Origin of the sequence: Streptomyces sp. 2323.1 (assembly GCF_900221035.1) — a bacterium.
Lineage (GTDB): Bacteria > Actinomycetota > Actinomycetes > Streptomycetales > Streptomycetaceae > Streptomyces > Streptomyces sioyaensis.
In genome coordinates this window covers 4,489,403-4,512,244 of sequence record NZ_LT907981.1, presented here as the reverse complement: position 1 = coordinate 4,512,244, position 22,842 = coordinate 4,489,403, and the positions used below count along the sequence as shown (strand labels likewise).

The following is a 22,842-nucleotide window of genomic DNA, read 5'->3' as shown; positions in this document are numbered from 1 at the left end:
CCACCCGGCGTGATCCTTACGCCACAAGGGCAGCCGACGCCGCAGAACCCGGCTCACGCCAGGGGGTCGGGCGCCGCCGTGATCCCCAGCTCGGCCAGCTTGGCCTTGCCGCCGTCCGGCGCGGTGAGCACCAGCGGGCCGTCCTCGGTCAGCGCGACCGAGTGCTCCCAGTGCGAGGACCAGCTGCCGTCGTTCGACTTGACCGTCCAGTCGTCGTCGAGGACGTGGGTCTTGGCCGTGCCGAGATTGACCATCGGCTCGATGGCGATGCAGAAGCCGGGCACCAGCTTGGGGCCGCGGCCGCGCTTGCGGTCGACGTAGTTCAGCAGATGCGGGTCCATGTGCATCTGCGAGCCGATGCCGTGGCCGCCGTAGTCCTCGACGATGCCGTACTTGCCGCTGGCGGGACGGGGCTGGCGGCGGATGTAGCCCTCGATCGCCTTGGAGATGTCGACCAGCCGGTTACCCTTCGCGACCGCGGCGATACCGGCCCACATGGACTCCTCGGTGACGCGGCTCAGCTCGACCAGCTCCGCCGAGTGACCGGAGCCGACGAAGGCGGTGTACGCAGCGTCGCCGTGCCAGCCGTCGATGATCGCGCCGCAGTCGATGGAGATGATGTCGCCGTCCTGCAGCACCGTCTCGGCGTCGGGGATTCCGTGGACCACGACGTCGTTCACCGAGGTGCAGATCGTCGCGGGGAAGCCGCCGTAACCGAGGAAGTTCGACTTCGCTCCGTGCTCGGCGAGCACCTTGCGGGCCGCGTCGTCCAGGTCCTTGGTCGTGGCGCCCGGCACCGCGACCTCCCGGGTCGCCGCGTGGATGGCGGCGACCACCAGCCCCGCCTCGCGCATCTTCGCGATCTGCTCGGGGGTCTTGATCTCCACCATTACGGCCTTCCTTTGCGGCTGGGCCGCCGCCGCTCCCACGGAGGTGGCCGACCGCCGCTGTGTCTCACTCGATGGTCGCTGCCTACGGTAACCGGTCCGGAGCCGGGCGGCCCGCCCCCGGATACACCGCGGCCGCGGTACCCCGTAAGGGCACCGCGGCCGTGCGGCCTGCTGCTTATGCGCCGCGCTGGAGGGCGTCCATCGCGCGCTTGGTGACCTCTTCGACCTTGCCGAGGGCCGGGATCGTGACGACCAGATCCTGGTCCTTGTAGTAGTCGATGATCGGCTCGGTCTCCGTGTGGTAGACCTCCAGCCGCTTGCGGACGGTCTCCTCACGGTCGTCGTCCCGCTGGTACAGCTCGCCGCCGCAGACGTCACAGACGCCCTCGGCCTTGGGCTTGTTGTACTCGGCGTGGAAGACGTGGCTGGAGTCGTTGCGGCAGATGCGCCGGCCGGCGATCCGCTTGACGACCTCCTCCTCGGGGACCTCCAGGTCCAAAACGGCGTCCAGCGTAAGGCCGTTGTTCTTGAGGTACTCGTCCAGCGCCTCGGCCTGGCCGAGGTTGCGCGGGAAGCCGTCGAGGAGGAAACCCTCGGCGGCGTCGGACTGTTCCATACGGTCCTCGGCCATCCCGATGGTCACCGAGTCGGGGACCAGATTGCCGGCGTCCATGTACGACTTCGCCTCGACACCCAGGGGCGTGCCCTGACTGATGTTGGCGCGGAACAGGTCCCCCGTGGAGATGTGCGGGATCGCGAGGTTCTTGGCAAGGTACGCAGCCTGCGTACCCTTGCCGGCCCCCGGGGGTCCGACGAGGACGATTCGCATCAGCGGAGGAACCCTTCGTAGTTGCGCTGCTGAAGCTGGCTCTCGATCTGCTTCACGGTCTCCAGGCCCACACCCACGATGATGAGGATGCTCGTCCCGCCGAACGGGAAGTTCTGGTTCGCGTTGAAAAGCACCAACGCCACTGTTGGTACGAGCGCGATCAGCCCCAGGTACAGCGAGCCCGGCCACGTGATCCGGTTGAGCACGTAGCTGAGGTACTCGGCCGTCGGGCGACCAGCCCGGATACCCGGGATGAAGCCACCATACTTCTTCATGTTGTCGGCAACTTCTTCGGGGTTGAAGCTGATCGCCACGTAGAAGAAGGCGAAGAACACGATCAGCAGGAAGTACGTAACGATGTAAACGGGGTGATTTCCCTTGGTGAAGTTGGTGGCGATCCAGGTCGCCCATGCCGCCTTCGACCCGCTGAACTGTGCAACGAGGGCTGGAATGTAGAGCAGCGATGACGCGAAGATGACGGGAATCACACCCGCCTGATTCACCTTGAGCGGGATGTACGTGGACGTACCGCCATAGGACCGGCGGCCGATCATCCGCTTCGCGTACTGCACCGGAATGCGCCGCTGGGCCTGCTCGACGAAGACCACCAGGGCGACCATGGCCAGACCGACCGCGATCACCGCGAAGAACTCGATCCAGCCGTCGGCCAGCTTGCCGGTGAGCTTGATCTGCCACAGGGCGCCCGGGAAGCCGGCGGCGATCGAGATGAACATCAGGATCGACATGCCGTTGCCGATACCGCGGTCGGTGACGAGCTCACCGAGCCACATGATCAGGCCGGTGCCGGCGGTCATCGTGATGACCATGGTGATGGTGGTGAAGATCGAGTCGCTGGGCACGATCTCACTGGCGACCGGGCAGCTCTGGAACAGCGCACCGCTGCGGGCGGTGGCCACCAGGCCGGTGCCCTGCAGGATGGCGAGCGCCACGGTCAGATAGCGGGTGTACTGGGTGATCTTCGCCTGGCCGGACTGCCCCTCTTTCTTGAGGGCTTCCAGCCGCGGGATCACCACGGTCAGCAGCTGGAGAATGATGCTCGCCGTGATGTACGGCATGATCCCCAGCGCGAAGATCGTGATCTGCAGCAGCGCACCACCGCTGAACATGTTCACCAGGGCGAACAACCCGCTGTTGCCGCCGGCCTGCTTCATGCAGGTCTCGACGTTCGCGTAGTTCACCCCGGGGACCGGGACATGGGCGCCGATCCGGTAGAGCACGATGATGCCCAACGTGAACAGCAGCTTCTTGCGCAGGTCGGGCGTCTTGAACGCTCGGGCGAACGCGGTGAGCACGGTGCCTCCTGCGCCTCCCGCCTTGAATGCGAGAGGTGACGGTCTTGAGGATCGACGAATAGTGAGCGGCCAAACCACGCGGACACGGCCCACGCGGCGGGGACCGGGGCCCGGGGCCTCGGAAAAAACGGTCCATGCCACCTTACCGGCGACACAACCCCCGTGGAACGACCAACCGGGGATGCCCCATTCGCTGGGCATCCCCGGTCAGTTGAAGCAACGAACTCAGATGAGCTCGGTGACGGTGCCGCCGGCAGCGGCGATCTTCTCCTTGGCGGAGCCGGAAACGGCGTCAACCGAAACCTGCAGCGCCACGGAGACCTCGCCCTGGCCCAGGACCTTGACGAGCTCGTTCTTGCGCACCGCGCCCTTGGCGACCAGATCGGCCACCGTGACCTCGCCACCCTGCGGGTAGAGCTCGGCCAGCTTGGCCAGGTTCACGACCTGGAACTGCTTGTGAGCGGGGTTCTTGAAGCCCTTCAGCTTCGGGAGGCGCATGTGGAGGGGCATCTGCCCACCCTCGAAGCGCTCCGGAACCTGGTAACGGGCCTTCGTGCCCTTGGTACCACGACCAGCGGTCTTACCCTTGGACGCCTCACCACGACCGACACGGGTCTTGGCGGTCTTGGCGCCCGGGGCGGGCCGGAGGTTGTGGACCTTCAGCGGGTTGTTCTCCGCCATGTCAGTCGACCTCCTCAACCGTCACGAGGTGGCGGACGGTGTGCACCATGCCGCGGAACTCGGGACGGTCCTCCTTGACAACCACGTCGTTGAGCCGCTTGAGGCCCAGCGAACGGAGGGTGTCGCGGTGGTTCTGCTTGCTACCGATGTAGGACTTCGTCTGCGTGATCTTGAGGTGCGCCATTACGCGGTCACCCCAGCACGCGCCCGCAGCAGAGCGGCGGGAGCAACGTCCTCCAGCGGCAGGCCACGACGGGCCGCGATCTCCTCGGGGCGCTGCAGGCCCTGAAGCGCGGTCACCGTGGCGTGCACGATGTTGATCGGGTTGGACGAGCCGAGCGACTTGCTCAGCACGTCGTGGATGCCCGCGCACTCCAGAACGGCACGCACGGGGCCACCGGCGATCACACCGGTACCGGGGGAAGCCGGCTTGAGCAGGACGACGCCCGCAGCCTTCTCGCCCTGGATGGGGTGCGGGATGGTGCCCTGGATACGGGGGACCTTGAAGAAGTTCTTCTTGGCCTCTTCCACGCCCTTGGCGATGGCAGCCGGAACTTCCTTGGCCTTGCCGTAACCGACACCTACGGTGCCGTCACCGTCGCCCACCACGACCAGCGCGGTGAAGCTGAAGCGACGACCACCCTTGACAACCTTGGCGACGCGGTTGATCGCGACAACGCGCTCAACGTACGCGGTCTTCTCGGCGGCAGCGCCACCGTCGCGACCCTTCCGGTCCCGCCGCTCGCCGCCACCGGCACCGCTCCCGCGGCGCTGGGGTCCAGCCATTGGATTTACCTCTCTCTGTTACGTCCGCTAGCTCCGGAACCGGGGCTTAGAACTTCAGCCCGGCTTCGCGGGCGGCGTCGGCCAGAGCGGCAATCCGCCCGGCGTACTGCTTGCCACCACGGTCGAACACGACGGCCTCGACACCGGCGGCCTTGGCACGCTCAGCGACCAGGGAGCCGACCTTCTGGGCCTGGGCGCTCTTGTCGCCCTCGCCACCACGGATCGACGCGTCCAGGCTCGACGCCGAGGCCAGCGTGTGGCCCTGGATGTCGTCGATGACCTGCGCGGTGATGCCACGGTTGGTCCGCGTCACCACCAGACGCGGACGCTCCGGGGTACCCGAAATCCGCTTACGGATGCGGATGTGGCGACGCTTGGCGGCGGCGCGCTTGTAGGCGTCACCCTTCGCGATCTTCACACCGTATGCCATGGCTTACTTACCAGCCTTTCCGACCTTGCGGCGGATGACCTCGCCGGCGTACTTGACGCCCTTGGCCTTGTACGGGTCAGGCTTGCGCAGCTTGCGGATGTTCGCCGCCACCTCGCCGACCTTCTGCTTGTCGATCCCCTCGACACTGAGCTTGGTCGGGGACTCGACCTTGAAGGAGATGCCCTCGGGCGCCTCGACGACGATGGGGTGGCTGTAGCCCAGCGCGAACTCCAGGTTGGAGCCCTTCGCCTGAACGCGGTAGCCGACACCGCTGATCTCGAGCGCCTTAGTGTGCCCCTGGGTCACGCCGGTGATCATGTTCGCCACCAGCGTGCGGGACAGGCCGTGCAGGGCCTTGTTCTGACGCTCGTCGTTCGGGCGGGAGACGTTGATCACGCCTTCGCCCTTGGCGACCTCGATGGGCGCCGAGACGGTGAGCGAGAGGGAACCCTTGGGGCCCTTCACCGCGACCGTGCGGCCCTCGATGGTGACGTCCACACCAGCGGGAACCTGGATGGGCAGCTTGCCAATGCGCGACATTAGCTATTCCTCCGTTCCCTGGTTACCAGACGTAGGCGAGGACTTCCCCACCCACGCCCTTCTTGCTGGCCTGCTGACCGGTCAGGAGACCGTGGGACGTGGAGATGATCGCCACGCCCAGGCCGCCGAGGACCTTCGGCAGGTTGGTGGACTTTGCGTAGACCCGGAGGCCCGGCTTCGAGATCCGCTTGATGCCGGCGATCGAGCGCTCGCGGTTCGGGCCGAACTTCAGCTCGAGGACGAGGTTCTTGCCAACCTCTGCGTCCTCGACACGCCAGCCGGTGATGTAACCCTCCTGCTGGAGGATCTCCGCGATGTGCGACTTGATCTTGCTGTGCGGCATCACGACGGTGTCGTGGTACGCCGAGTTCGCGTTCCGCAGACGGGTCAGCATGTCTGCGATGGGATCAGTCATGGTCATGAATTGGCCTTCGGCCTCTCTCGCCGGGGTTTCCTATGTGCGCCATCCCTCTCCCCGATCAGAGTCGGGACGGGTGCGGCGCGGGGACCTACGGCGTAGTAAGCGACGTTATGCGGGCTCGGCCCGCGGTCGGTCTCGGGCGGCGGGGCGCCCAAACCCTTCTAGCCTACGGGACAGAAGGGGCGGGGCGCCCGCCGACCGAATGCTTACCGAGAGCTTCTGGTCATCCCAACTAAGGGATTACCAGGAGCTCTTGGTCACGCCCGGCAGCTCGCCACGGTGAGCCATCTCACGAAGGCACACGCGGCACAGGCCGAACTTGCGGTAGACGGAGTGCGGACGGCCGCAGCGCTGGCAGCGCGTGTACGCACGCACACCGAACTTCGGCTTGCGAGCAGCCTTGGCAATCAGAGCCTTCTTCGCCATCTCGCTCACGCCTCCTTGAACGGGAAGCCGAGGTGACGAAGGAGGGCGCGGCCCTCGTCGTCGTTGGTCGCCGTGGTGACCACGGTGATGTCCATACCCCGGGTGCGGTCGATCTTGTCCTGGTCGATCTCGTGGAACATGACCTGCTCCGTGAGACCGAAGGTGTAGTTGCCCCGGCCGTCGAACTGCTTCGGGGACAGACCACGGAAGTCGCGGATGCGCGGCAGCGCGAGCGACAGCAGACGGTCCAGGAACTCCCACATGCGGTCACCGCGGAGGGTGACGTGGGCACCGATCGGCTGGCCCTCACGCAGCTTGAACTGCGCGATGGACTTACGGGCCTTGGTGACGGCCGGCTTCTGGCCGGTGATCGTGGTGAGGTCGCGGATGGCGCCCTCGATCAGCTTGGAGTCGCGGGCGGCGTCGCCCACACCCATGTTGACCACGATCTTGGTCAGACCGGGGATCTGCATGACGTTCTCGAGCGAGAACTCGTCCTTCAGCTTCCCGGCGATCTCTTCGCGGTAGCGCGTCTTGAGACGCGGCGCGTTGGTGGTGGCAGTCATCAGATGTCCTCACCGGTCCGCTTGGCAACGCGGATCTTGTTGCCCTCGTCGTCGAAGCGGTATCCGACGCGGGTGACGACCTTGTTCCCGTCCTTCTCCACGACCAGCTGAACGTTGCTGACGTGGACAGGGGCCTCGGTCGTCACGATGCCGCCGGTCTTCGACCCACGAGCGGTCTGTCCGGCCTTGGTGTGCTTCTTGACCCGGTTGACACCCTCGACCAGGACGCGGTCCTCGCGGGGGAAGGCCTGGATGACCTTGCCCTGCTTGCCCTTGTCCTTACCGGTGATGACCTGGACCAGGTCGCCCTTCTTGATCTTCATCGGTTACAGCACCTCCGGCGCGAGCGAGATGATCTTCATGAACTTCTTCTCGCGCAGCTCCCGGCCCACGGGGCCGAAGATGCGGGTGCCGCGGGGGTCGCCATCGTTCTTGAGGATGACGGCCGCGTTCTCGTCGAAGCGGATGTACGAGCCGTCCGGACGGCGGCGCTCCTTGACGGTGCGAACGATGACCGCCTTGACGACGTCACCCTTCTTCACGTTGCCACCGGGGATCGCATCCTTGACGGTGGCGACGATGACGTCACCGATGCCCGCGTAGCGGCGACCGGAACCACCGAGAACACGGATGCAAAGGATCTCCTTCGCACCAGTGTTGTCGGCGACACGCAGTCGCGACTCCTGCTGGATCACGTCTATCTCCTGAATGTCTGCCGGTTCCCGGCGAGAAGCGCGAGTGCTTCGCGCTTCTCGCCGAGCCTGGCGGAACTGTTCCTAGGGGGTCCCCCTAGGAGGGATTACTTGGCCTTCTCGAGGATCTCGACGATGCGCCAGCGCTTGGTGGCGGACAGCGGCCGGGTCTCCATCAGGAGGACGCGGTCGCCGACGCCGGCAGCGTTCTGCTCGTCGTGCGCCTTGAGCTTGTTCGTACGGCGGATGACCTTGCCGTACAGCGCGTGCTTGACGCGGTCCTCGACAGCGACGACGACGGTCTTGTCCATCTTGTCGCTGACGACGAGACCCTCACGGGTCTTGCGGAAACCGCGCTCGTTCGTCTCAGTCACATTCTTCTCGCTCATCAGGCGCTCTCCACCGTCTCGATGCCCAGCTCGCGCTCACGCATCAGGGTGTAGATCCGGGCGATGTCCTTGCGGACGGCCTTCAGCCGGCCGTGGTTCTCGAGCTGTCCGGTCGCCGCCTGGAAGCGGAGGTTGAACAGCTCCTCCTTGGCCTCACGAAGCTTGCCGACGAGGTCCTCGTCATTCAGCTCGCGCAGCTCGGTCGCCTTGGTACCGGCCGCCATCACGACTCACCTGCCTCGCGCCGCACGATGCGGCACTTCATCGGAAGCTTGTGGGCGGCGCGGGTCAGCGCCTCCTTGGCAACCTTTTCGTTCGGGAAGGACAGCTCGAACATCACCCGACCGGGCTTGACGTTCGCGACCCACCACTCCGGAGAACCCTTACCGGAACCCATGCGGGTTTCGGCCGGCTTCTTCGTGAGCGGGCGGTCCGGGTAAATGTTGATCCAGACCTTGCCGCCACGCTTGATGTGACGGGTCATGGCGATACGAGCGGACTCGATCTGCCGGTTCGTCACGTAGGCCGGCGTCACAGCCTGGATGCCGTACTCACCGAAGGCCAGCTCGGTGCCACCCTTGGCCATACCACTGCGCTTCGGGTGGTGCTGCTTGCGGTGCTTGACCCTGCGAGGGATCAGCATGTCGGTCAGGCCTCCGTTCCGGGGGTCTCCGCCGGAGCAGCGGCTGCAGCCTCGGCCTTGGGGGCCTCGGCAGCGGCGCTCTGCTGCTGCGGCTTGCGGCCGCCGCGGCCACCGCGCTCGCCGCCACCGCGACGCGGGCGGTCGTTGCCGCCACCGCGGGCCGGGCGGTTACCCGCACGGGCGGCAGCGTTCTCGGCGCGAACCTCGGCGATGTTCTTGACGTCGCCCTTGTAGATCCAGACCTTCACACCGATGCGGCCGAAGGTGGTCTTGGCCTCGAAGAAGCCGTAGTCGACGTTCGCGCGGAGGGTGTGCAGGGGCACACGGCCCTCGCGGTAGAACTCCGAGCGGGACATCTCGGCGCCGCCGAGACGGCCACCGCACTGGATCTTGATGCCCTTGGCGCCGGCCTTCATCGTCGACTGCATGCTCTTACGCATGGCGCGACGGAAGGAGACGCGGGAGGACAGCTGCTCGGCGACGGCCTGGGCCACCAGCTGAGCGTCGGTCTCGGGGTTCTTGACCTCGAGGATGTTCAGCTGAACCTGCTTGCCGGTCAGCTTCTCCAGCTCGCCGCGGATGCGGTCCGCCTCGGCGCCGCGGCGGCCGATGACGATGCCCGGACGAGCGGTGTGGATGTCAACGCGGACGCGCTCACGGGTGCGCTCGATCTCCACCTTGGAGATACCGGCGCGCTCCATGCCCTTCGTCATCATGCGACGAATGGCGACGTCTTCCTTGACGTAGTCCTTGTACAGCTTGTCGGCGTACCAGCGGGACTTGAAGTCCGTGGTCACACCGAGGCGGAACCCGTGCGGGTTTACCTTCTGGCCCATTACCGGGTTCCTTCCTTGCTGCTGACGACCACGGTGATGTGGCTGGTCCGCTTGCGGATCCGGTAGGCACGGCCCTGGGCACGCGGACGGAACCGCTTCAGGGTCGGGCCCTCGTCGACGTACGCCTCGGAAATAACGAGGCTGCCGGCGTCGGTGTGGTCGTAGTTGTGTGCAGCGTTGGCAATGGCGCTGTCCAGCACCTTGCCAACCGGCACGCTCGCGGCCTGCGGGGCGAAACGCAGGACCGCCTGAGCCTCCGTGGCATCCATGCCACGGATAAGGTCCACCACGCGGCGGGCCTTCATGGGCGTGACGCGGATGTACCGCGCCTGGGCCCTGGCTTCCATGGTTGTCCCTTCGGTGTCAGTCATAGTCTTCGCACTCCGGTCGATCAGCGACGACGCGACTTGCGGTCGTCCTTCTCGTGGCCGCGGAAGGTGCGGGTCGGCGCAAACTCGCCGAGCTTGTGGCCGACCATCGACTCGGTGACGAACACCGGGACGTGCTTGCGGCCGTCGTGCACCGCGATCGTGTGGCCGAGCATGGCCGGGACGATCATGGAGCGGCGGGACCAGGTCTTGATGACGTTCTTGGTGCCAGCATCGTTCTGACCATCCACCTTCTTGGAAAGGTGGTCGTCGACGAAGGGCCCCTTCTTGAGACTGCGCGGCATCTAAACCCGCTCCTAGCGCTTCTTGTTCGTCTTGCGGCGGCGGACGATGTACTTGTTGCTGGCCTTCTTCGGCGAGCGAGTACGACCCTCCTTCTGGCCCCAGGGCGAGACCGGGTGGCGACCACCGGAAGTCTTGCCCTCACCACCACCGTGCGGGTGGTCAACCGGGTTCATCACGACACCACGCACGGTCGGGCGGACGCCCTTCCAGCGCATACGGCCGGCCTTACCCCAGTTGATGTTCGACTGCTCGGCGTTGCCGACCTCGCCGACGGTGGCGCGGCAGCGCACGTCGACCAGGCGGATCTCACCGGACGGCATACGAAGGTGGGCCATTGCGCCCTCCTTCGCCAGCAGCTGCACGGAGGCGCCGGCCGAGCGGGCGAACTTCGCACCGCCGCCCGGACGCAGCTCGATCGCGTGGATCGTCGTACCCACGGGGATGTGACGCAGCGGCAGGTTGTTGCCCGGCTTGATGTCGGCGCCAGGGCCGTTCTCAATCCGAGCACCCTGGGCCAGGCCACGGGGCGCGATGATGTAGCGCTTCTCGCCGTCTGCGTAGTGCAGGAGCGCGATGCGCGCGGTGCGGTTCGGGTCGTACTCGATGTGCGCGACCTTGGCCGGCACGCCGTCCTTGTCGTGACGACGGAAGTCGATCACTCGGTAGGCGCGCTTGTGGCCACCGCCCTGGTGGCGAACGGTCACACGACCGGCGTTGTTACGGCCGCCCTTGCTGTGCAGCGGGCGGACCAGCGACTTCTCCGGCGTGGACCGCGTGATCTCGACAAAGTCGGCGACGCTGGAGCCACGACGGCCCGGGGTCGTCGGCTTGTACTTGCGGATACCCATTTCTCAGTCCTCGTCCGATTCCGGACGACTCGGACTCCGTTAGGAGACCGGGCCGCCGAAGATGTCGATACGGTCGCCCTCGGCGAGGGTCACGATGGCGCGCTTGGTGTTCGCACGCTTGCCGTAACCGGTGCGGGTGCGCTTGCGCTTGCCCTGCCGGTTGATCGTGTTGACCCCGGTGACCTTGACCGAGAAGACCGCCTCGACGGCCTGCTTGATCTGGGTCTTGTTGCTGCCGGGCGCGACGATGAACGTGTACTTGTTCTCGTCCAGCAGCGCGTAGCTCTTCTCCGAGACAACCGGCTTGACGAGCACGTCACGCGGGTCCGAGAAGGTCTTGCTGGTGACGACGGCCTCAGTCATCAGGCGTCGCTCCCTTCGGTCTCAGCGGCCTTGGGGCCAGACACGAAGGACTCGAAGGCGGCCTTGGTGAAGACCACGTCGTCGGAGACGAGCACGTCGTACGTGTTCAGCTGGCCCGGCTCCAGGATGTGAACCTGGGGCAGGTTGCGGGCGGACAGCCACGCGGCCTCGTCGCTGCGCTCGACGACCAGGAGCACGTTCTTGCGCTCGCTGACCTTGCCGAGGAGAGTCTTGGCGGCCTTCGTGGAGATGTCGCCCTCGACCACGCCGGAAACGACGTGGATGCGGCTGTTGCGGGCCCGGTCGGTGAGGGCACCGCGCAGGGCGGCGGCCTTCATCTTCTTCGGGGTCCGCTGGCTGTAGTCACGCGGCACGGGGCCGTGGACGATGCCACCGCCGGCGAACTGCGGCGCACGGGTAGAACCCTGACGCGCCCGGCCGGTGCCCTTCTGGCGGTACGGCTTCTTGCCACCGCCGCGGACCTCGCCGCGAGTCTTGGTCTTGTGCGTGCCCTGACGGGCCGCGGCCAGCTGTGCGACAACGACCTGGTGGATCAGCGGAATGCTGACCTTCGCGTCGAAGATCTCCGTGGGGAGCTCGACGGTACCGGCCTTGTCGCCTGCCGGCGAAAGGATGTCAATGGTGCTCATCGGTTACCTCAGGCCCCCTTGGCCGCGGTACGGACCAGGACGAGGCCGCCGTTCGGACCAGGAACTGCGCCCTTGATGAGCAGCAGACCCTTCTCCGCGTCAACGGCGTGGACGGTCAGGTTCTGGGTGGTGACCCGCTCATTGCCCATACGGCCGGCCATCCGCATGCCCTTGAACACGCGGCCCGGGGTGGCGCAGCCACCGATGGAGCCCGGCTTACGGTGCACACGGTGGGCACCGTGGGACGCCTTGCCGCCATGGAAGCCGTGACGCTTCATGACACCGGCGAAGCCCTTGCCCTTGCTCTTGCCGGTCACGTCCACCTTGACGCCGGACTCGAAGGTCTCAGCGGTCAGCTCCTGGCCGAGGGTGTACTCGCCGGCATCGGGAGTACGGACCTCGACGAGGTGACGACGGGGGGTGACGTCGGCCTTCGCGAAGTGGCCCTTGAGGGGCTTGTTCACCTTGCGCGGGTCGATCTCGCCGAAGGCGATCTGGACGGAGTCGTAACCGTCCTGGTCATTGGTGCGCACCTGGGTAACGACACAGGGGCCGGCCTTGACCACAGTGACCGGGACGACACGGTTGTTCTCGTCCCAGACCTGGGTCATGCCGAGCTTCTCGCCCAGGATGCCCTTGATCTGCTTAGCCATCTCTTCCGCGCCTCTCAGAGCTTGATCTCGATGTCAACGCCGGCCGGAAGGTCCAGGCGCATCAGCGAGTCAACGGTCTTGGGCGTCGGGTCGAGGATGTCGATCAGGCGCTTGTGCGTGCGCATCTCGAAGTGCTCGCGCGAGTCCTTGTACTTGTGCGGCGACTTGATGACGCAGTACACGTTCTTTTCAGTGGGCAGCGGCACCGGGCCCGCGACCGACGCACCAGTGCGGGTCACCGTCTCGACGATCTTCTTCGCCGAGGAGTCGATGACCTCGTGGTCGTAGGCCTTGAGCCGGATGCGGATCTTCTGTCCCGCCATGGCTACTTCGTAGTCCTGTCTCTCGTAACGCTCTGGGACCCGGTGCGCTGCGCTCCATCCGAAGCGCCGTTCTTCTCCGACCCACGCGGTCGGGCGTGTCGCACCCCTTCTCGTAAATCCCCACAAGAGGGATCCTTCAAGAAGGAGAAGGCAGGGGAAGAACACCCACCGGGCGCCTGGCCGAGGCACCCCGCTGACGCTTCCCGGAAGATTCCCGTATTTCCGGCCCTGAGAAGGGACGACGAATACCTGGGACTCGCTTCCAGTCCTCCCGGCGGGAGGCGCGCAGCATCGGCACTCAACCGAGCAACCTGGACAGTGTGCCATACCCGGCACGCCCAAGGCCAATCGGGGCCCAACTGTCAAGGAGCCCCGCCCACCTGATGGCGGACGGGGCTCCTTGTGAGCTCCGGGGAGCTACGACCGGATCAACCGGATCAGCGAAATTACTTCGTGATCTTGGTGACCTGGCCGGCGCCGACGGTCCGGCCACCCTCACGGATGGCGAACTTCAGGCCCTCTTCCATCGCGACGGGCTGGATGAGCTCAACGGTCATCTCAGTGTTGTCGCCCGGCATGACCATCTCGGTGCCCTCGGGGAGGGTCACGACGCCGGTCACGTCCGTGGTACGGAAGTAGAACTGCGGGCGGTAGTTGTTGAAGAACGGGGTGTGACGGCCACCCTCGTCCTTCGACAGGATGTACGCCTGGGCCTCGAAGGAGGTGTGCGGCGTGACCGAACCCGGCTTGATGATGACCTGGCCGCGCTCGACGTCCTCGCGCTTGATGCCGCGGAGGAGCAGACCGACGTTCTCACCGGCCTGGCCCTCGTCGAGGAGCTTCCGGAACATCTCGATACCGGTGACCGTGGTGGTGGTCTTCTCGGTCTTGATGCCGATGATGTCGACGGTCTCGTTGACCTTGAGGACACCACGCTCGATACGACCGGTGACAACGGTGCCACGGCCGGTGATCGTGAAGACGTCCTCGATCGGCATCAGGAACGGCTTGTCGACGTCGCGCTCGGGCTGCGGGATCGACTCGTCGACGGCGGCCATGAGCTTGAGGACGGAGTCGCCCCACTCCTTGTCGCCCTCGAGCGCCTTGAGCGCCGAGACCTTGACGACCGGAACGTCGTCGCCGGGGAACTCGTACTCGGAGAGGAGCTCACGGACCTCGAGCTCGACAAGCTCCAGGATCTCCTCGTCGTCCACCATGTCGGCCTTGTTCAGGGCGACAACGATGTACGGAACGCCGACCTGGCGGGCCAGGAGCACGTGCTCCTTGGTCTGCGGCATCGGGCCGTCGGTCGCGGCGACCACGAGGATGGCGCCGTCCATCTGCGCCGCACCCGTGATCATGTTCTTGATGTAGTCCGCGTGACCGGGGCAGTCGACGTGGGCGTAGTGACGGTTCTCCGTCTGGTACTCGACGTGCGCGATGGAGATGGTGATACCGCGCTGGCGCTCCTCAGGAGCCTTGTCGATCTGGTCGAAGGCCGAGGCCTCGTTCAGGTCCGGGTACGCGTCATGCAGCACCTTGGTAATGGCGGCCGTAAGGGTCGTCTTACCGTGGTCAATGTGACCGATGGTGCCGATGTTGACGTGCGGCTTAGTCCGCTCGAACTTCGCCTTCGCCACTGGGGTCCTCCTGTGGAGTGGTTCTGTACGCCTTACTCATCGGCGCCAGGTGATCTTTGCTGGGGTGCCGGCTGACGGGGCAATCCTCACGGATGCGGGGATTGCCCCGTCAGACGGTGTCAAGCCTAAAGCGTGTTCCGACTCTCGGGAGACGGGACTTACTCGCCCTTGGCCTTCGCGATGATCTCCTCGGCGACGTTCCGGGGAACCTCGGCGTAGGAGTCGAACTGCATCGAGTAGCTTGCGCGACCCGACGTCTTGCTGCGGAGGTCTCCGACGTAGCCGAACATCTCCGAGAGCGGAACCAGGCCCACGACGAGCTTGGCGCCACTGCGCTCCTCCATGGACTGGATCAGACCACGGCGGGAGTTGATGTCGCCGATCACGTCGCCCATGTAGTCCTCGGGCGTGGTGACCTCGACCTTCATCATCGGCTCGAGCAGGGCCGGGGAGGCCTTGCGGGCGGCCTCCTTGAAGGCCATCGAACCGGCGATCTTGAACGCCATCTCGGACGAGTCGACCTCGTGGAAGGCACCGTCGAGGAGCGTGACCTTGACACCGGTCAGCGGGTAGCCGGCGAGAACACCGAACTCCATGGCCTCCTGGCAGCCCGCGTCCACGGACGGGATGTACTCCCGCGGGATACGGCCACCGGTGACCTTGTTCTCGAACTCGTACCCGTCGCCCTCGAGCGGCGCGATCGCGATCTGCACCTTCGCGAACTGGCCGGAACCACCAGTCTGCTTCTTGTGCGTGTAGTCGAGACGCTCGACCGGCTTGCGCAGGGTCTCGCGGTAGGCGACCTGCGGCTTGCCGACGTTGGCCTCGACCCGGAACTCGCGCTTCATACGGTCGACCAGCACGTCGAGGTGCAGCTCGCCCATACCCGCGATGATGGTCTGGCCGGTCTCCTCGTCGGTGTGCACCTGGAACGAGGGGTCCTCTTCGGCGAGACGCTGGATGGCGACACCCAGCTTCTCCTGGTCGCCCTTGGACTTGGGCTCAATGGCGACCTGGATGACCGGGGCCGGGAACTCCATCGACTCCAGGATGACCTGGTTGGCGGAGTCACAGAGGGTCTCACCGGTGGTGGTCTGCTTCAGACCCATGACGGCGACGATGTCACCGGCACCCACCGACTCGATCTCCTCACGCTTGTTCGCGTGCATCCGGTAGATCTTGCCGATGCGCTCCTTCTTGCCCTTCACCGAGTTCTGCACCTGCGAGCCGGCCTCAAGGCGGCCCGAGTACACCCGGATGAAGGTGAGCTTGCCCAGGTGGGGGTCGCTCGCAATCTTGAACGCCAGGGCGGAAAGCGGCTCGTCCTCGGACGGCTTGCGCTTGATGACCTCTTCCGGGTCGTTGACCGCGTGGCCCTCAATGGCCTCGACGTCCAACGGGGAGGGGAGGTAGCGCACGACCGCGTCGAGCAGCGGCTGCACACCCTTGTTCTTGAACGCGGTACCGCAGAACACCGGGGTGACGGTGGTGTTCTCGGCCTTGCCCGAAGCGATGGTGATCCGGCGGATCGCCGCGTAGAGCTGCTCCTCGGTGGGCTCCTGGCCCTCGAGGTACAGCTCCATGACCTCTTCATCGTTCTCGGCAACGGCCTCGAGCAGCTTGCCGCGCCACTCGTCGGCCGCCTCGATGTGGGTGTCCGGGATGTCGACGGTGTCGTACATCTCGCCCTTGGCAGCCTCGGCCGACCAGACCAGGGCCTTCATCGTGACGAGGTCGACGACACCCTTGAAGTCCATCTCGGTGCCGATCGGCAGCTGCATGACGATCGGGGTCGCGCCAAGGCGATCCGTGATCATGTCGACGCAGCGGTGGAACTCGGCACCCGTACGGTCGAGCTTGTTGACGAAGCAGATACGCGGCACGCCGTAGCGGTCCGCCTGACGCCACACGGTCTCGGACTGGGGCTCGACACCGGCAACGCCGTCGAACACCGTCACCGCACCGTCGAGCACGCGCAGCGAGCGCTCCACCTCGACCGTGAAGTCGACGTGGCCCGGGGTGTCGATGATGTTGATGGTGTTGTCGACGTCTTCCAGCGGCCAGTGGCAGGTCGTCGCGGCAGACGTGATGGTGATGCCGCGCTCCTGCTCCTGCTCCATCCAGTCCATCGTGGCAGCGCCGTCGTGGACCTCACCGATCTTGTACGAAACACCGGTGTAGAACAGGATCCGCTCGGTGGTGGTCGTCTTGCCCGCGTCGATGTGGGCCATGATCCCAATATTGCGGACCTTGGCCAGGTCAAGCGAAGTGGTGGCCATAGTGGCTCAATCTTCTCTCGGTCTCGATGTGGGTTGCGACTACCAGCGGTAGTGCGCGAAGGCCTTGTTGGACTCGGCCATCTTGTGCGTGTCCTCACGCTTCTTGACCGAAGCGCCGAGGCCGTTGGAGGCGTCGAGCAGTTCGTTCATGAGGCGCTCGGTCATGGTCTTCTCGCGGCGGGCGCGGGAGTAGCCCACGAGCCAGCGGAGCGAGAGCGTGGCGGCGCGGCCGGGCTTGACCTCGACCGGGACCTGGTAGGTCGCGCCACCGACACGGCGGGACTTGACCTCAAGGGTCGGCTTGATGTTCTCGAGCGCGCGCTTGAGCGTGATGACCGGGTCGTTACCGGTCTTCTCGCGCAGACCCTCCATGGCGCCGTAAACGATGCGCTCGGCGGTGGAGCGCTTTCCGTTCAGCAGCACCTTGTTGATGAGGGAGGTCACCAGAGGAGAACCGTAGACCGGGTCGATGATGACCGGGCGCTTCGGGGCGGGGCCCTTACGAGGCATTCTTACTTCTCCTTCTTGGCGCCGTAGCGGCTGCGAGCCTGCTTGCGGTTCTTGACGCCCTGCGTGTCGAGGGAGCCGCGGATGATCTTGTACCGAACACCCGGCAGGTCCTTCACACGACCACCACGCACGAGCACGATCGAGTGCTCCTGCAGGTTGTGGCCCTCACCCGGAATGTAAGCGGTGACCTCGATCCCGCTGGTCAGACGCACACGCGCGACCTTACGCAGGGCCGAGTTCGGCTTCTTCGGGGTGGTCGTGAAAACACGCGTGCAGACGCCACGGCGCTGGGGGGAACCCTCGAGCGCGGGCGTCTTGTTCTTCTCGACCTTGTCCTGCCGGCCCTTGCGGACCAGCTGCTGGATCGTAGGCACCGTTTCTCCGGTTTCTGTGTGCCAGTCTCGGTAAAGCTAACCTGGAACTTCCCCGACCCACGCGGTCGGGTGTGTCGAATACTGCAGTCCGATCCCTCGCTGGAACGAGCGTGGCGGCAGATTGCGGTGTCAAAACCTGGCTTCCGTACTGAGGGCACTCCCGGCCGAAAGCTCGGGAGATTGCGCGCACGGCAGCCCAGGGACACCCCAGGCACAAGGTCAGAGCGTACCTACCGCATTGGCTGCGGTCAAAACAAATGCACACGCGAAGGACACGCCGGACTCCACACGGCGTTGCGGCCACCGTAGTGCGATCTACGGCCGTACGGAAGAAGGCACCGCGTGCCCGCTGCTGCCCCCGCACGGCCCACCCGAGGCGCCGGGCAGGCCCTAGAGACGGGCCACGGCCAGGAGGACCGACAGCAGGAAGAACAGCGACCAGCCGCCGATGCCCAGCCAGCCGAGCACCAGCCCCGCGAGGGCCTGTCCGTCTCCGCGCTCGCCGGTACGGCGGATCTCGGCGCGCGCCTTGTGTCCCAGGATCACGGCCGGGATCGCCGTCAGCCCCCACGTCACCGGCGTCATGATCCCGCAGACCAGCGCGCCGGTCGCCGAGCCGTTCGTCGATACCGGAGGCGGCATCTGCATCGGCATGAACGTCGCCGGCACCGGTCGCTGCGGCAGGAACTGCGCCTGCGGCACCGGTCCCTGCGGCAGGTCCGCGACCAGCATCTGGAGTTCGGCATGGGTCTGTGCGTGGTAGGCCCGCGTGATCCGCTGCTCGTACTCCGACTGTTGCAGCCGCCCCTCGGCGAATCCCGCCTTGAGCACATCGACCGCACGCTCACGATCGGCGTGCGAGGCACGCATGACAGGCACCTGATTCGACGGCTGAGCAGGCTGCCCACCCTGCCACGGCTGGAATGCCACTTCGCGAACCTCCCCCCGCTCGACAGTTCTCCCCATCTTCTCATCACAGACGCAGAGATGGGCGGACGAGTTCCCTCGCGCGGCCCAAGACCGCGGGGACACCGCACGATGCCGGCCCCACACGCCGCAGGGCGGCCACCCCGTAAGGGATGGCCGCCCTGTCGTTGTCGTACGGACCAGGCTTACTGGTTGTACGGACCGTAGTCGTAGTCCTCCAGCGGGACCGCCTGGCCGGAGCCGGTGCCGAAGGGCGAGTAGTCGATGTCGTCGTAACCGACGGCCGAGTACATCGCGGCCTTGGCCTCCTCGGTGGGCTCGACCCGGATGTTGCGGTAGCGGGACAGGCCCGTACCGGCCGGGATGAGCTTACCGATGATGACGTTCTCCTTGAGGCCGATGAGCGAGTCGGACTTGGCGTTGATCGCCGCGTCCGTCAGCACTCGGGTCGTCTCCTGGAAGGAGGCGGCCGACAGCCAGGATTCCGTCGCCAGCGAAGCCTTGGTGATACCCATCAGCTGCGGACGGCCGGAGGCCGGGTGGCCACCCTCCGCCACGACCCGACGGTTCTCACCCTCGAACTTCGTGCGCTCCACCAGCTCACCCGGCAGCAGCTCCGCGTCGCCGGACTCGATGATCGTCACACGGCGCAGCATCTGCCGGATGATGATCTCGATGTGCTTGTCGTGGATCGCCACGCCCTGGCTGTTGTAGACCTTCTGGACCTCGCCGACCAGGTGGACCTGGACGGCACGCTGGCCGAGGATCCGCAGCACGTCGTGCGGGTTGACGGCACCCACGGTCATCGGCTGGCCGACCGTGACGTGGTCGCCCTCGCCGACCAGGAGACGGGCACGCTTGGAGACGCCGTACGCCATCTCGTCGCTGCCGTCGTCCGGGGTGACGACGACCTTCTTGGTCTTCTCGGTCTCCTCGATCCGGACGCGGCCGGCCGCCTCCGAGATCGGGGCGACACCCTTGGGCGTACGGGCCTCGAAGAGCTCGACGACACGCGGCAGACCCAGGGTGATGTCGTCACCGGCCACACCACCGGTGTGGAAGGTACGCATCGTCAGCTGGGTGCCGGGCTCACCGATGGACTGGGCGGCGATGATGCCGACCGCCTCACCGATGTCGACCAGCTTGCCGGTGGCCAGCGAACGGCCGTAGCAGAAGGCACAGGTGCCGACCGCGGACTCACAGGTCAGGACCGAACGGGTCTTGACCTCCTCGACGCCCGCGTTGACCAGCGCGTCGATGAGCACGTCACCGAGGTCCACGTTGGCCGGCGCGACGACCTTGCCGTCGACGACGACGTCCTCGGCCAGCATCCGTGCGTAGACGCTGGACTCGACGTCGTCCGCCTTGCGCAGGACGCCGTCCGCACCCTTCGAGGCGATCCGCAGCTTGAGACCACGCTCGGTGCCGCAGTCCTCCTCGCGAATGATGACGTCCTGGGAGACGTCGACCAGACGACGGGTGAGGTAACCGGAGTCGGCGGTACGAAGGGCGGTGTCCGCCAGACCCTTACGGGCACCGTGGGTGGAGATGAAGTACTCCAGCACGGACAGACCCTCGCGGAACGACGCCTTGATCGGACGCGGGATGGTCTCGTTCTTGGCGTTCGACACCAGACCACGCATACCGGCGATCTGCCGCATCTGCATCATGTTTCCTCGGGCACCCGAGTCAACCATCATGAAGATGGGGTTCGTCTTGGGGAAGTTCTCATTCATCGCCTCGGAGACCTCATTGGTCGCCTTGGTCCAGATGTTGATGAGCTCCTGCGTGCGCTCGTCCTTGGTGATCAGACCGCGCTCGTACTGCTTCTGGACCTTCTCGTCCTGGGCCTCGTAGCCCGCGACGATGGCCTTCTTGGCCTCCGGGACGACGATGTCCGAGACGGCGACGGTGACGCCGGAACGGGTCGCCCAGTGGAAGCCGGCCGCCTTCAGGTTGTCGAGCGTCGCCGCCACGATGACCTTCGGGTAGCGCTCTGCCAGGTCGTTGACGATCGCGGAGAGCTGCTTCTTGCCCACCGAGTAGTCGACGAACGGGTAGTCCTCGGGCAGCAGCTCGTTGAAGAGCGCACGGCCCAGGGTCGTCCGCAGCCGGAAGCTGTCACCGGGCTGCCACTCGGGCTCGCCCTCCTCCGGAAGCGGCGGGGTCCAGCCACGCGGCGGGACGGTGCCGATCGGGAAGCGGATGTCGACCTTCGCCTGGAGCGAGAGCTCCTTGGCGTCGAACGCCATGATCGCCTCGGCGGTCGAGCCGAACGCCCGGCCCTCACCGATGACCTTGCGCTCCTCTTCATCCGTGGTGAGGAAGAAGAGGCCGAGCACCATGTCCTGGGTCGGCATGGTGACCGGACGGCCGTCGGCCGGCTTGAGGATGTTGTTCGAGGACAGCATCAGGATGCGGGCCTCGGCCTGGGCCTCCGCGGACAGCGGGAGGTGGACGGCCATCTGGTCACCGTCGAAGTCCGCGTTGAACGCGGTGCAGACGAGCGGGTGAATCTGAATGGCCTTGCCCTCGACCAGCTGCGGCTCGAAGGCCTGGATGCCCAGACGGTGCAGGGTGGGTGCACGGTTCAGCAGCACCGGGTGCTCGGCGATGACCTCTTCGAGCACGTCGTAGACGACCGTGCGGCCGCGCTCGACCATGCGCTTCGCGCTCTTGATGTTCTGCGCGTGGTTGAGGTCCACCAGGCGCTTCATCACGAACGGCTTGAAGAGCTCCAGCGCCATGGCCTTGGGCAGACCGCACTGGTGCAGCTTGAGCTGCGGGCCGACGACGATGACGGAACGTGCCGAGTAGTCGACTCGCTTACCGAGCAGGTTCTGACGGAAGCGGCCCTGCTTACCCTTCAGCATGTCGCTGAGGGACTTCAGCGGGCGGTTACCGGGACCGGTGACCGGGCGACCGCGGCGGCCGTTGTCGAACAGCGCGTCGACGGCCTCCTGCAGCATCCGCTTCTCGTTGTTCACGATGATCTCGGGCGCGCCGAGGTCGAGAAGCCGCTTGAGGCGGTTGTTGCGGTTGATCACACGGCGGTACAGGTCGTTCAGGTCGGAGGTCGCGAAGCGGCCACCGTCCAGCTGCACCATCGGACGCAGGTCCGGCGGGATCACCGGGATGCAGTCCAGCACCATGCCCTTGGGGCTGTTGCGGGTCTGCAGGAAGGCGGAGACGACCTTGAGGCGCTTGAGCGCACGGGTCTTCTTCTGGCCCTTGCCGGTACGGATGATCTCGCGGAGGCGCTCGGCCTCCTCGTCGAGGTCGAAGGTCTCCAGGCGCTTCTGCAGGGCAGCGGCACCCATGGAGCCGTCGAAGTACGTGCCGAAGCGGTCCCGCAGCTCGCGGTAGAGCAGCTCGTCGCCCTCGAGGTCCTGGACCTTGAGGTTCTTGAAGCGGTTCCAGACCTCGTCGAGACGGTCGATCTCGCGCTGCGCACGGTCACGCAGCTGCTTCATCTCACGCTCGGCACCCTCGCGCACCTTGCGGCGGACGTCCGCCTTGGCGCCCTCGGCCTCCAGCTCGGCCAGGTCGGTCTCGAGCTTCTTGGCGCGGGCCTCCAGGTCGGAGTCGCGGCGCTGCTCGATCTGCTGACGCTCGACGGAGACGTGCGCCTCCAGCGAGGGCAGGTCGCGCGTACGGCGCTCCTCGTCCACCCACGTGATCATGTAGGCGGCGAAGTAGATGACCTTCTCGAGGTCCTTGGGCGCGAGGTCCAGCAGGTAGCCCAGCCGGCTCGGCACGCCCTTGAAGTACCAGATGTGGGTGACGGGAGCGGCCAGCTCGATGTGGCCCATCCGCTCACGCCGCACCTTGGCGCGAGTGACCTCGACGCCGCAGCGCTCGCAGATGATGCCCTTGAAGCGGACGCGCTTGTACTTACCGCAGTAGCACTCCCAGTCCCGGGTCGGACCGAAGATCTTCTCGCAGAAGAGTCCGTCCTTTTCGGGCTTGAGCGTGCGGTAGTTGATGGTCTCGGGCTTCTTGACCTCGCCGTGGCTCCACTGACGGATGTCGTCAGCGGTAGCCAGACCGATCCGGAGCTCATCGAAGAAGTTGACGTCGAGCACTATGCGTCAATCCCTCTCAGGGTTGTAAGTCTTGGGGTCTGAAACGGGGGTCCTGGGGCCGGCCGGGGGAGCCA

The 22,842-nt window shown here is 65.9% G+C and carries 30 protein-coding genes; all 30 read right to left on the bottom strand.

The features are described from left to right. Nucleotides 1-53: 53 nt before the first annotated feature. Nucleotides 54-890, bottom strand: a complete 837-nt coding sequence (map, locus tag CPH93_RS19410) for a type I methionyl aminopeptidase (protein WP_006604893.1) — start codon at nucleotides 888-890, stop codon at nucleotides 54-56. A 175-nt stretch (nucleotides 891-1,065) separates the two neighbouring features. Next, on the bottom strand, nucleotides 1,066-1,719 hold the full coding sequence (locus CPH93_RS19405; RefSeq protein ID WP_093483804.1) for an adenylate kinase: 654 nt from the start codon (nucleotides 1,717-1,719) through the stop codon (nucleotides 1,066-1,068). After that, complete coding sequence (gene secY, locus CPH93_RS19400) at nucleotides 1,719-3,032, bottom strand: preprotein translocase subunit SecY (protein ID WP_006604891.1); 1,314 nt, start codon at nucleotides 3,030-3,032, stop codon at nucleotides 1,719-1,721. The genes CPH93_RS19405 and secY overlap by 1 nt, the downstream gene beginning before the upstream one ends. A 225-nt stretch (nucleotides 3,033-3,257) precedes the next feature. Then, nucleotides 3,258-3,713, bottom strand: coding sequence for a 50S ribosomal protein L15 (gene rplO / locus CPH93_RS19395; protein ID WP_006604890.1), 456 nt, complete (start codon nucleotides 3,711-3,713; stop codon nucleotides 3,258-3,260). A 1-nt stretch (nucleotide 3,714) separates the two neighbouring features. Further along, nucleotides 3,715-3,897: a 50S ribosomal protein L30 gene (rpmD, locus tag CPH93_RS19390; RefSeq protein WP_006604889.1), complete on the bottom strand. Its 183-nt coding sequence runs from the start codon at nucleotides 3,895-3,897 to the stop codon at nucleotides 3,715-3,717. Continuing rightward, nucleotides 3,897-4,499, bottom strand: a complete 603-nt coding sequence (gene rpsE, locus CPH93_RS19385) for a 30S ribosomal protein S5 (RefSeq protein WP_006604888.1) — start codon at nucleotides 4,497-4,499, stop codon at nucleotides 3,897-3,899. Before rpsE ends, rpmD begins: the two co-directional genes overlap by 1 nt. Nucleotides 4,500-4,545: 46 nt before the next feature. Then, entirely contained in the window at nucleotides 4,546-4,929 is a 384-nt protein-coding gene (gene rplR / locus CPH93_RS19380) for a 50S ribosomal protein L18 (RefSeq protein ID WP_006604887.1), read from the bottom strand. A gap of 3 nt (nucleotides 4,930-4,932) precedes the next feature. Then, on the bottom strand, nucleotides 4,933-5,469 hold the full coding sequence (rplF, locus tag CPH93_RS19375) for a 50S ribosomal protein L6 (RefSeq protein WP_093483805.1): 537 nt from the start codon (nucleotides 5,467-5,469) through the stop codon (nucleotides 4,933-4,935). Nucleotides 5,470-5,491: 22 nt separating this feature from the next. After that, nucleotides 5,492-5,890: a 30S ribosomal protein S8 gene (gene rpsH, locus CPH93_RS19370; RefSeq protein ID WP_006604885.1), complete on the bottom strand. Its 399-nt coding sequence runs from the start codon at nucleotides 5,888-5,890 to the stop codon at nucleotides 5,492-5,494. A 240-nt stretch (nucleotides 5,891-6,130) separates the two neighbouring features. After that, nucleotides 6,131-6,316, bottom strand: a complete 186-nt coding sequence (locus tag CPH93_RS19360; protein WP_003956452.1) for a type Z 30S ribosomal protein S14 — start codon at nucleotides 6,314-6,316, stop codon at nucleotides 6,131-6,133. 5 nt (nucleotides 6,317-6,321) lie between these two features. Further along, the gene (gene rplE / locus CPH93_RS19355; protein ID WP_006604884.1) at nucleotides 6,322-6,882 is read right to left on the bottom strand and encodes a 50S ribosomal protein L5; all 561 of its coding nucleotides are present in this window, start codon (nucleotides 6,880-6,882) and stop codon (nucleotides 6,322-6,324) included. Further along, nucleotides 6,882-7,205 carry a 50S ribosomal protein L24 gene (rplX, locus tag CPH93_RS19350; RefSeq protein WP_006604883.1) on the bottom strand — a complete coding sequence of 108 codons (324 nt, stop codon included), beginning with the start codon at nucleotides 7,203-7,205 and terminating at the stop codon, nucleotides 6,882-6,884. The genes rplE and rplX overlap by 1 nt, the downstream gene beginning before the upstream one ends. A gap of 3 nt (nucleotides 7,206-7,208) precedes the next feature. Next, nucleotides 7,209-7,577 (bottom strand): 50S ribosomal protein L14, encoded by a 369-nt coding sequence (gene rplN, locus CPH93_RS19345; RefSeq protein WP_003998823.1) that lies wholly within the window; start codon nucleotides 7,575-7,577, stop codon nucleotides 7,209-7,211. 104 nt (nucleotides 7,578-7,681) lie between these two features. Next, entirely contained in the window at nucleotides 7,682-7,963 is a 282-nt protein-coding gene (rpsQ, locus tag CPH93_RS19340; RefSeq protein WP_006604882.1) for a 30S ribosomal protein S17, read from the bottom strand. Beyond that, complete coding sequence (gene rpmC / locus CPH93_RS19335; protein ID WP_006604881.1) at nucleotides 7,963-8,187, bottom strand: 50S ribosomal protein L29; 225 nt, start codon at nucleotides 8,185-8,187, stop codon at nucleotides 7,963-7,965. The genes rpsQ and rpmC overlap by 1 nt, the downstream gene beginning before the upstream one ends. Further along, nucleotides 8,187-8,606: a 50S ribosomal protein L16 gene (rplP, locus tag CPH93_RS19330; RefSeq protein WP_006604880.1), complete on the bottom strand. Its 420-nt coding sequence runs from the start codon at nucleotides 8,604-8,606 to the stop codon at nucleotides 8,187-8,189. The genes rpmC and rplP overlap by 1 nt, the downstream gene beginning before the upstream one ends. Before the next feature lie 5 nt (nucleotides 8,607-8,611). Further along, entirely contained in the window at nucleotides 8,612-9,442 is an 831-nt protein-coding gene (rpsC, locus tag CPH93_RS19325) for a 30S ribosomal protein S3 (RefSeq protein WP_006604879.1), read from the bottom strand. Further along, nucleotides 9,442-9,789: a 50S ribosomal protein L22 gene (gene rplV / locus CPH93_RS19320; RefSeq protein WP_006604878.1), complete on the bottom strand. Its 348-nt coding sequence runs from the start codon at nucleotides 9,787-9,789 to the stop codon at nucleotides 9,442-9,444. The genes rpsC and rplV overlap by 1 nt, the downstream gene beginning before the upstream one ends. A 44-nt stretch (nucleotides 9,790-9,833) precedes the next feature. Next, on the bottom strand, nucleotides 9,834-10,115 hold the full coding sequence (gene rpsS, locus CPH93_RS19315; protein ID WP_006604877.1) for a 30S ribosomal protein S19: 282 nt from the start codon (nucleotides 10,113-10,115) through the stop codon (nucleotides 9,834-9,836). Nucleotides 10,116-10,127: 12 nt separating this feature from the next. Then, nucleotides 10,128-10,964, bottom strand: coding sequence for a 50S ribosomal protein L2 (gene rplB / locus CPH93_RS19310; RefSeq protein ID WP_006604876.1), 837 nt, complete (start codon nucleotides 10,962-10,964; stop codon nucleotides 10,128-10,130). Nucleotides 10,965-11,003: 39 nt separating this feature from the next. Beyond that, nucleotides 11,004-11,327, bottom strand: coding sequence for a 50S ribosomal protein L23 (rplW, locus tag CPH93_RS19305; RefSeq protein WP_006604875.1), 324 nt, complete (start codon nucleotides 11,325-11,327; stop codon nucleotides 11,004-11,006). Then, nucleotides 11,327-11,977 carry a 50S ribosomal protein L4 gene (gene rplD, locus CPH93_RS19300; protein ID WP_006604874.1) on the bottom strand — a complete coding sequence of 217 codons (651 nt, stop codon included), beginning with the start codon at nucleotides 11,975-11,977 and terminating at the stop codon, nucleotides 11,327-11,329. The genes rplW and rplD overlap by 1 nt, the downstream gene beginning before the upstream one ends. A gap of 8 nt (nucleotides 11,978-11,985) precedes the next feature. Continuing rightward, nucleotides 11,986-12,630: a 50S ribosomal protein L3 gene (gene rplC / locus CPH93_RS19295; protein ID WP_006604873.1), complete on the bottom strand. Its 645-nt coding sequence runs from the start codon at nucleotides 12,628-12,630 to the stop codon at nucleotides 11,986-11,988. 14 nt (nucleotides 12,631-12,644) lie between these two features. After that, a complete protein-coding gene (gene rpsJ / locus CPH93_RS19290) occupies nucleotides 12,645-12,953 on the bottom strand; it encodes a 30S ribosomal protein S10 (protein ID WP_003948644.1) in 309 nt (102 codons plus the stop codon). A gap of 446 nt (nucleotides 12,954-13,399) precedes the next feature. After that, entirely contained in the window at nucleotides 13,400-14,593 is a 1,194-nt protein-coding gene (gene tuf / locus CPH93_RS19285; protein ID WP_006604872.1) for an elongation factor Tu, read from the bottom strand. Nucleotides 14,594-14,751: 158 nt separating this feature from the next. Beyond that, complete coding sequence (gene fusA, locus CPH93_RS19280; RefSeq protein WP_093483806.1) at nucleotides 14,752-16,872, bottom strand: elongation factor G; 2,121 nt, start codon at nucleotides 16,870-16,872, stop codon at nucleotides 14,752-14,754. Nucleotides 16,873-16,911: 39 nt separating this feature from the next. Then, nucleotides 16,912-17,382, bottom strand: a complete 471-nt coding sequence (gene rpsG / locus CPH93_RS19275; RefSeq protein ID WP_004571813.1) for a 30S ribosomal protein S7 — start codon at nucleotides 17,380-17,382, stop codon at nucleotides 16,912-16,914. A 2-nt stretch (nucleotides 17,383-17,384) separates the two neighbouring features. Further along, on the bottom strand, nucleotides 17,385-17,756 hold the full coding sequence (rpsL, locus tag CPH93_RS19270; RefSeq protein WP_003948652.1) for a 30S ribosomal protein S12: 372 nt from the start codon (nucleotides 17,754-17,756) through the stop codon (nucleotides 17,385-17,387). Nucleotides 17,757-18,146: 390 nt separating this feature from the next. Then, nucleotides 18,147-18,626: a DUF1707 and DUF4190 domain-containing protein gene (locus CPH93_RS19265; protein WP_096213550.1), complete on the bottom strand. Its 480-nt coding sequence runs from the start codon at nucleotides 18,624-18,626 to the stop codon at nucleotides 18,147-18,149. 242 nt (nucleotides 18,627-18,868) lie between these two features. Continuing rightward, nucleotides 18,869-22,768 carry a DNA-directed RNA polymerase subunit beta' gene (locus CPH93_RS19260; protein WP_093483808.1) on the bottom strand — a complete coding sequence of 1,300 codons (3,900 nt, stop codon included), beginning with the start codon at nucleotides 22,766-22,768 and terminating at the stop codon, nucleotides 18,869-18,871. Between the last annotated feature and the right edge of the window lie 74 nt (nucleotides 22,769-22,842).

Bases quoted from the DNA above. Each gene is read 5' to 3' on its own strand.
- rplD (WP_006604874.1), bottom strand. From the start codon at position 11,977: ATGAGCACCATTGACATCCTTTCGCCGGCAGGCGACAAGGCCGGTACC.
- rpsC (WP_006604879.1), bottom strand. From the start codon at position 9,442: ATGGGCCAGAAGGTAAACCCGCACGGGTTCCGCCTCGGTGTGACCACG.
- rplV (WP_006604878.1), bottom strand. From the start codon at position 9,789: ATGGAAGCCAGGGCCCAGGCGCGGTACATCCGCGTCACGCCCATGAAG.
- rpsJ (WP_003948644.1), bottom strand. From the start codon at position 12,953: ATGGCGGGACAGAAGATCCGCATCCGGCTCAAGGCCTACGACCACGAG.
- rplB (WP_006604876.1), bottom strand. From the start codon at position 10,964: ATGGGTATCCGCAAGTACAAGCCGACGACCCCGGGCCGTCGTGGCTCC.
- rpsQ (WP_006604882.1), bottom strand. From the start codon at position 7,963: ATGAGCGAGAAGAATGTGACTGAGACGAACGAGCGCGGTTTCCGCAAG.
- rplR (WP_006604887.1), bottom strand. From the start codon at position 4,929: ATGGCATACGGTGTGAAGATCGCGAAGGGTGACGCCTACAAGCGCGCC.
- rpsH (WP_006604885.1), bottom strand. From the start codon at position 5,890: ATGACCATGACTGATCCCATCGCAGACATGCTGACCCGTCTGCGGAAC.
- rplC (WP_006604873.1), bottom strand. From the start codon at position 12,630: ATGGCTAAGCAGATCAAGGGCATCCTGGGCGAGAAGCTCGGCATGACC.
- rpsS (WP_006604877.1), bottom strand. From the start codon at position 10,115: ATGCCGCGCAGTCTCAAGAAGGGGCCCTTCGTCGACGACCACCTTTCC.
- rplW (WP_006604875.1), bottom strand. From the start codon at position 11,327: ATGACTGAGGCCGTCGTCACCAGCAAGACCTTCTCGGACCCGCGTGAC.
- rpsG (WP_004571813.1), bottom strand. From the start codon at position 17,382: ATGCCTCGTAAGGGCCCCGCCCCGAAGCGCCCGGTCATCATCGACCCG.
- rplO (WP_006604890.1), bottom strand. From the start codon at position 3,713: ATGGCGGAGAACAACCCGCTGAAGGTCCACAACCTCCGGCCCGCCCCG.
- rpmC (WP_006604881.1), bottom strand. From the start codon at position 8,187: ATGGCGGCCGGTACCAAGGCGACCGAGCTGCGCGAGCTGAATGACGAG.
- rpsE (WP_006604888.1), bottom strand. From the start codon at position 4,499: ATGGCTGGACCCCAGCGCCGCGGGAGCGGTGCCGGTGGCGGCGAGCGG.
- rpmD (WP_006604889.1), bottom strand. From the start codon at position 3,897: ATGGCGCACCTCAAGATCACGCAGACGAAGTCCTACATCGGTAGCAAG.
- CPH93_RS19405 (WP_093483804.1), bottom strand. From the start codon at position 1,719: ATGCGAATCGTCCTCGTCGGACCCCCGGGGGCCGGCAAGGGTACGCAG.
- CPH93_RS19360 (WP_003956452.1), bottom strand. From the start codon at position 6,316: ATGGCGAAGAAGGCTCTGATTGCCAAGGCTGCTCGCAAGCCGAAGTTC.
- rplX (WP_006604883.1), bottom strand. From the start codon at position 7,205: ATGAAGATCAAGAAGGGCGACCTGGTCCAGGTCATCACCGGTAAGGAC.
- CPH93_RS19265 (WP_096213550.1), bottom strand. From the start codon at position 18,626: ATGCGTGCCTCGCACGCCGATCGTGAGCGTGCGGTCGATGTGCTCAAG.
- rplF (WP_093483805.1), bottom strand. From the start codon at position 5,469: ATGTCGCGCATTGGCAAGCTGCCCATCCAGGTTCCCGCTGGTGTGGAC.
- rplE (WP_006604884.1), bottom strand. From the start codon at position 6,882: ATGACTGCCACCACCAACGCGCCGCGTCTCAAGACGCGCTACCGCGAA.
- map (WP_006604893.1), bottom strand. From the start codon at position 890: ATGGTGGAGATCAAGACCCCCGAGCAGATCGCGAAGATGCGCGAGGCG.
- fusA (WP_093483806.1), bottom strand. From the start codon at position 16,872: ATGGCCACCACTTCGCTTGACCTGGCCAAGGTCCGCAATATTGGGATC.
- rplP (WP_006604880.1), bottom strand. From the start codon at position 8,606: ATGCTGATCCCTCGCAGGGTCAAGCACCGCAAGCAGCACCACCCGAAG.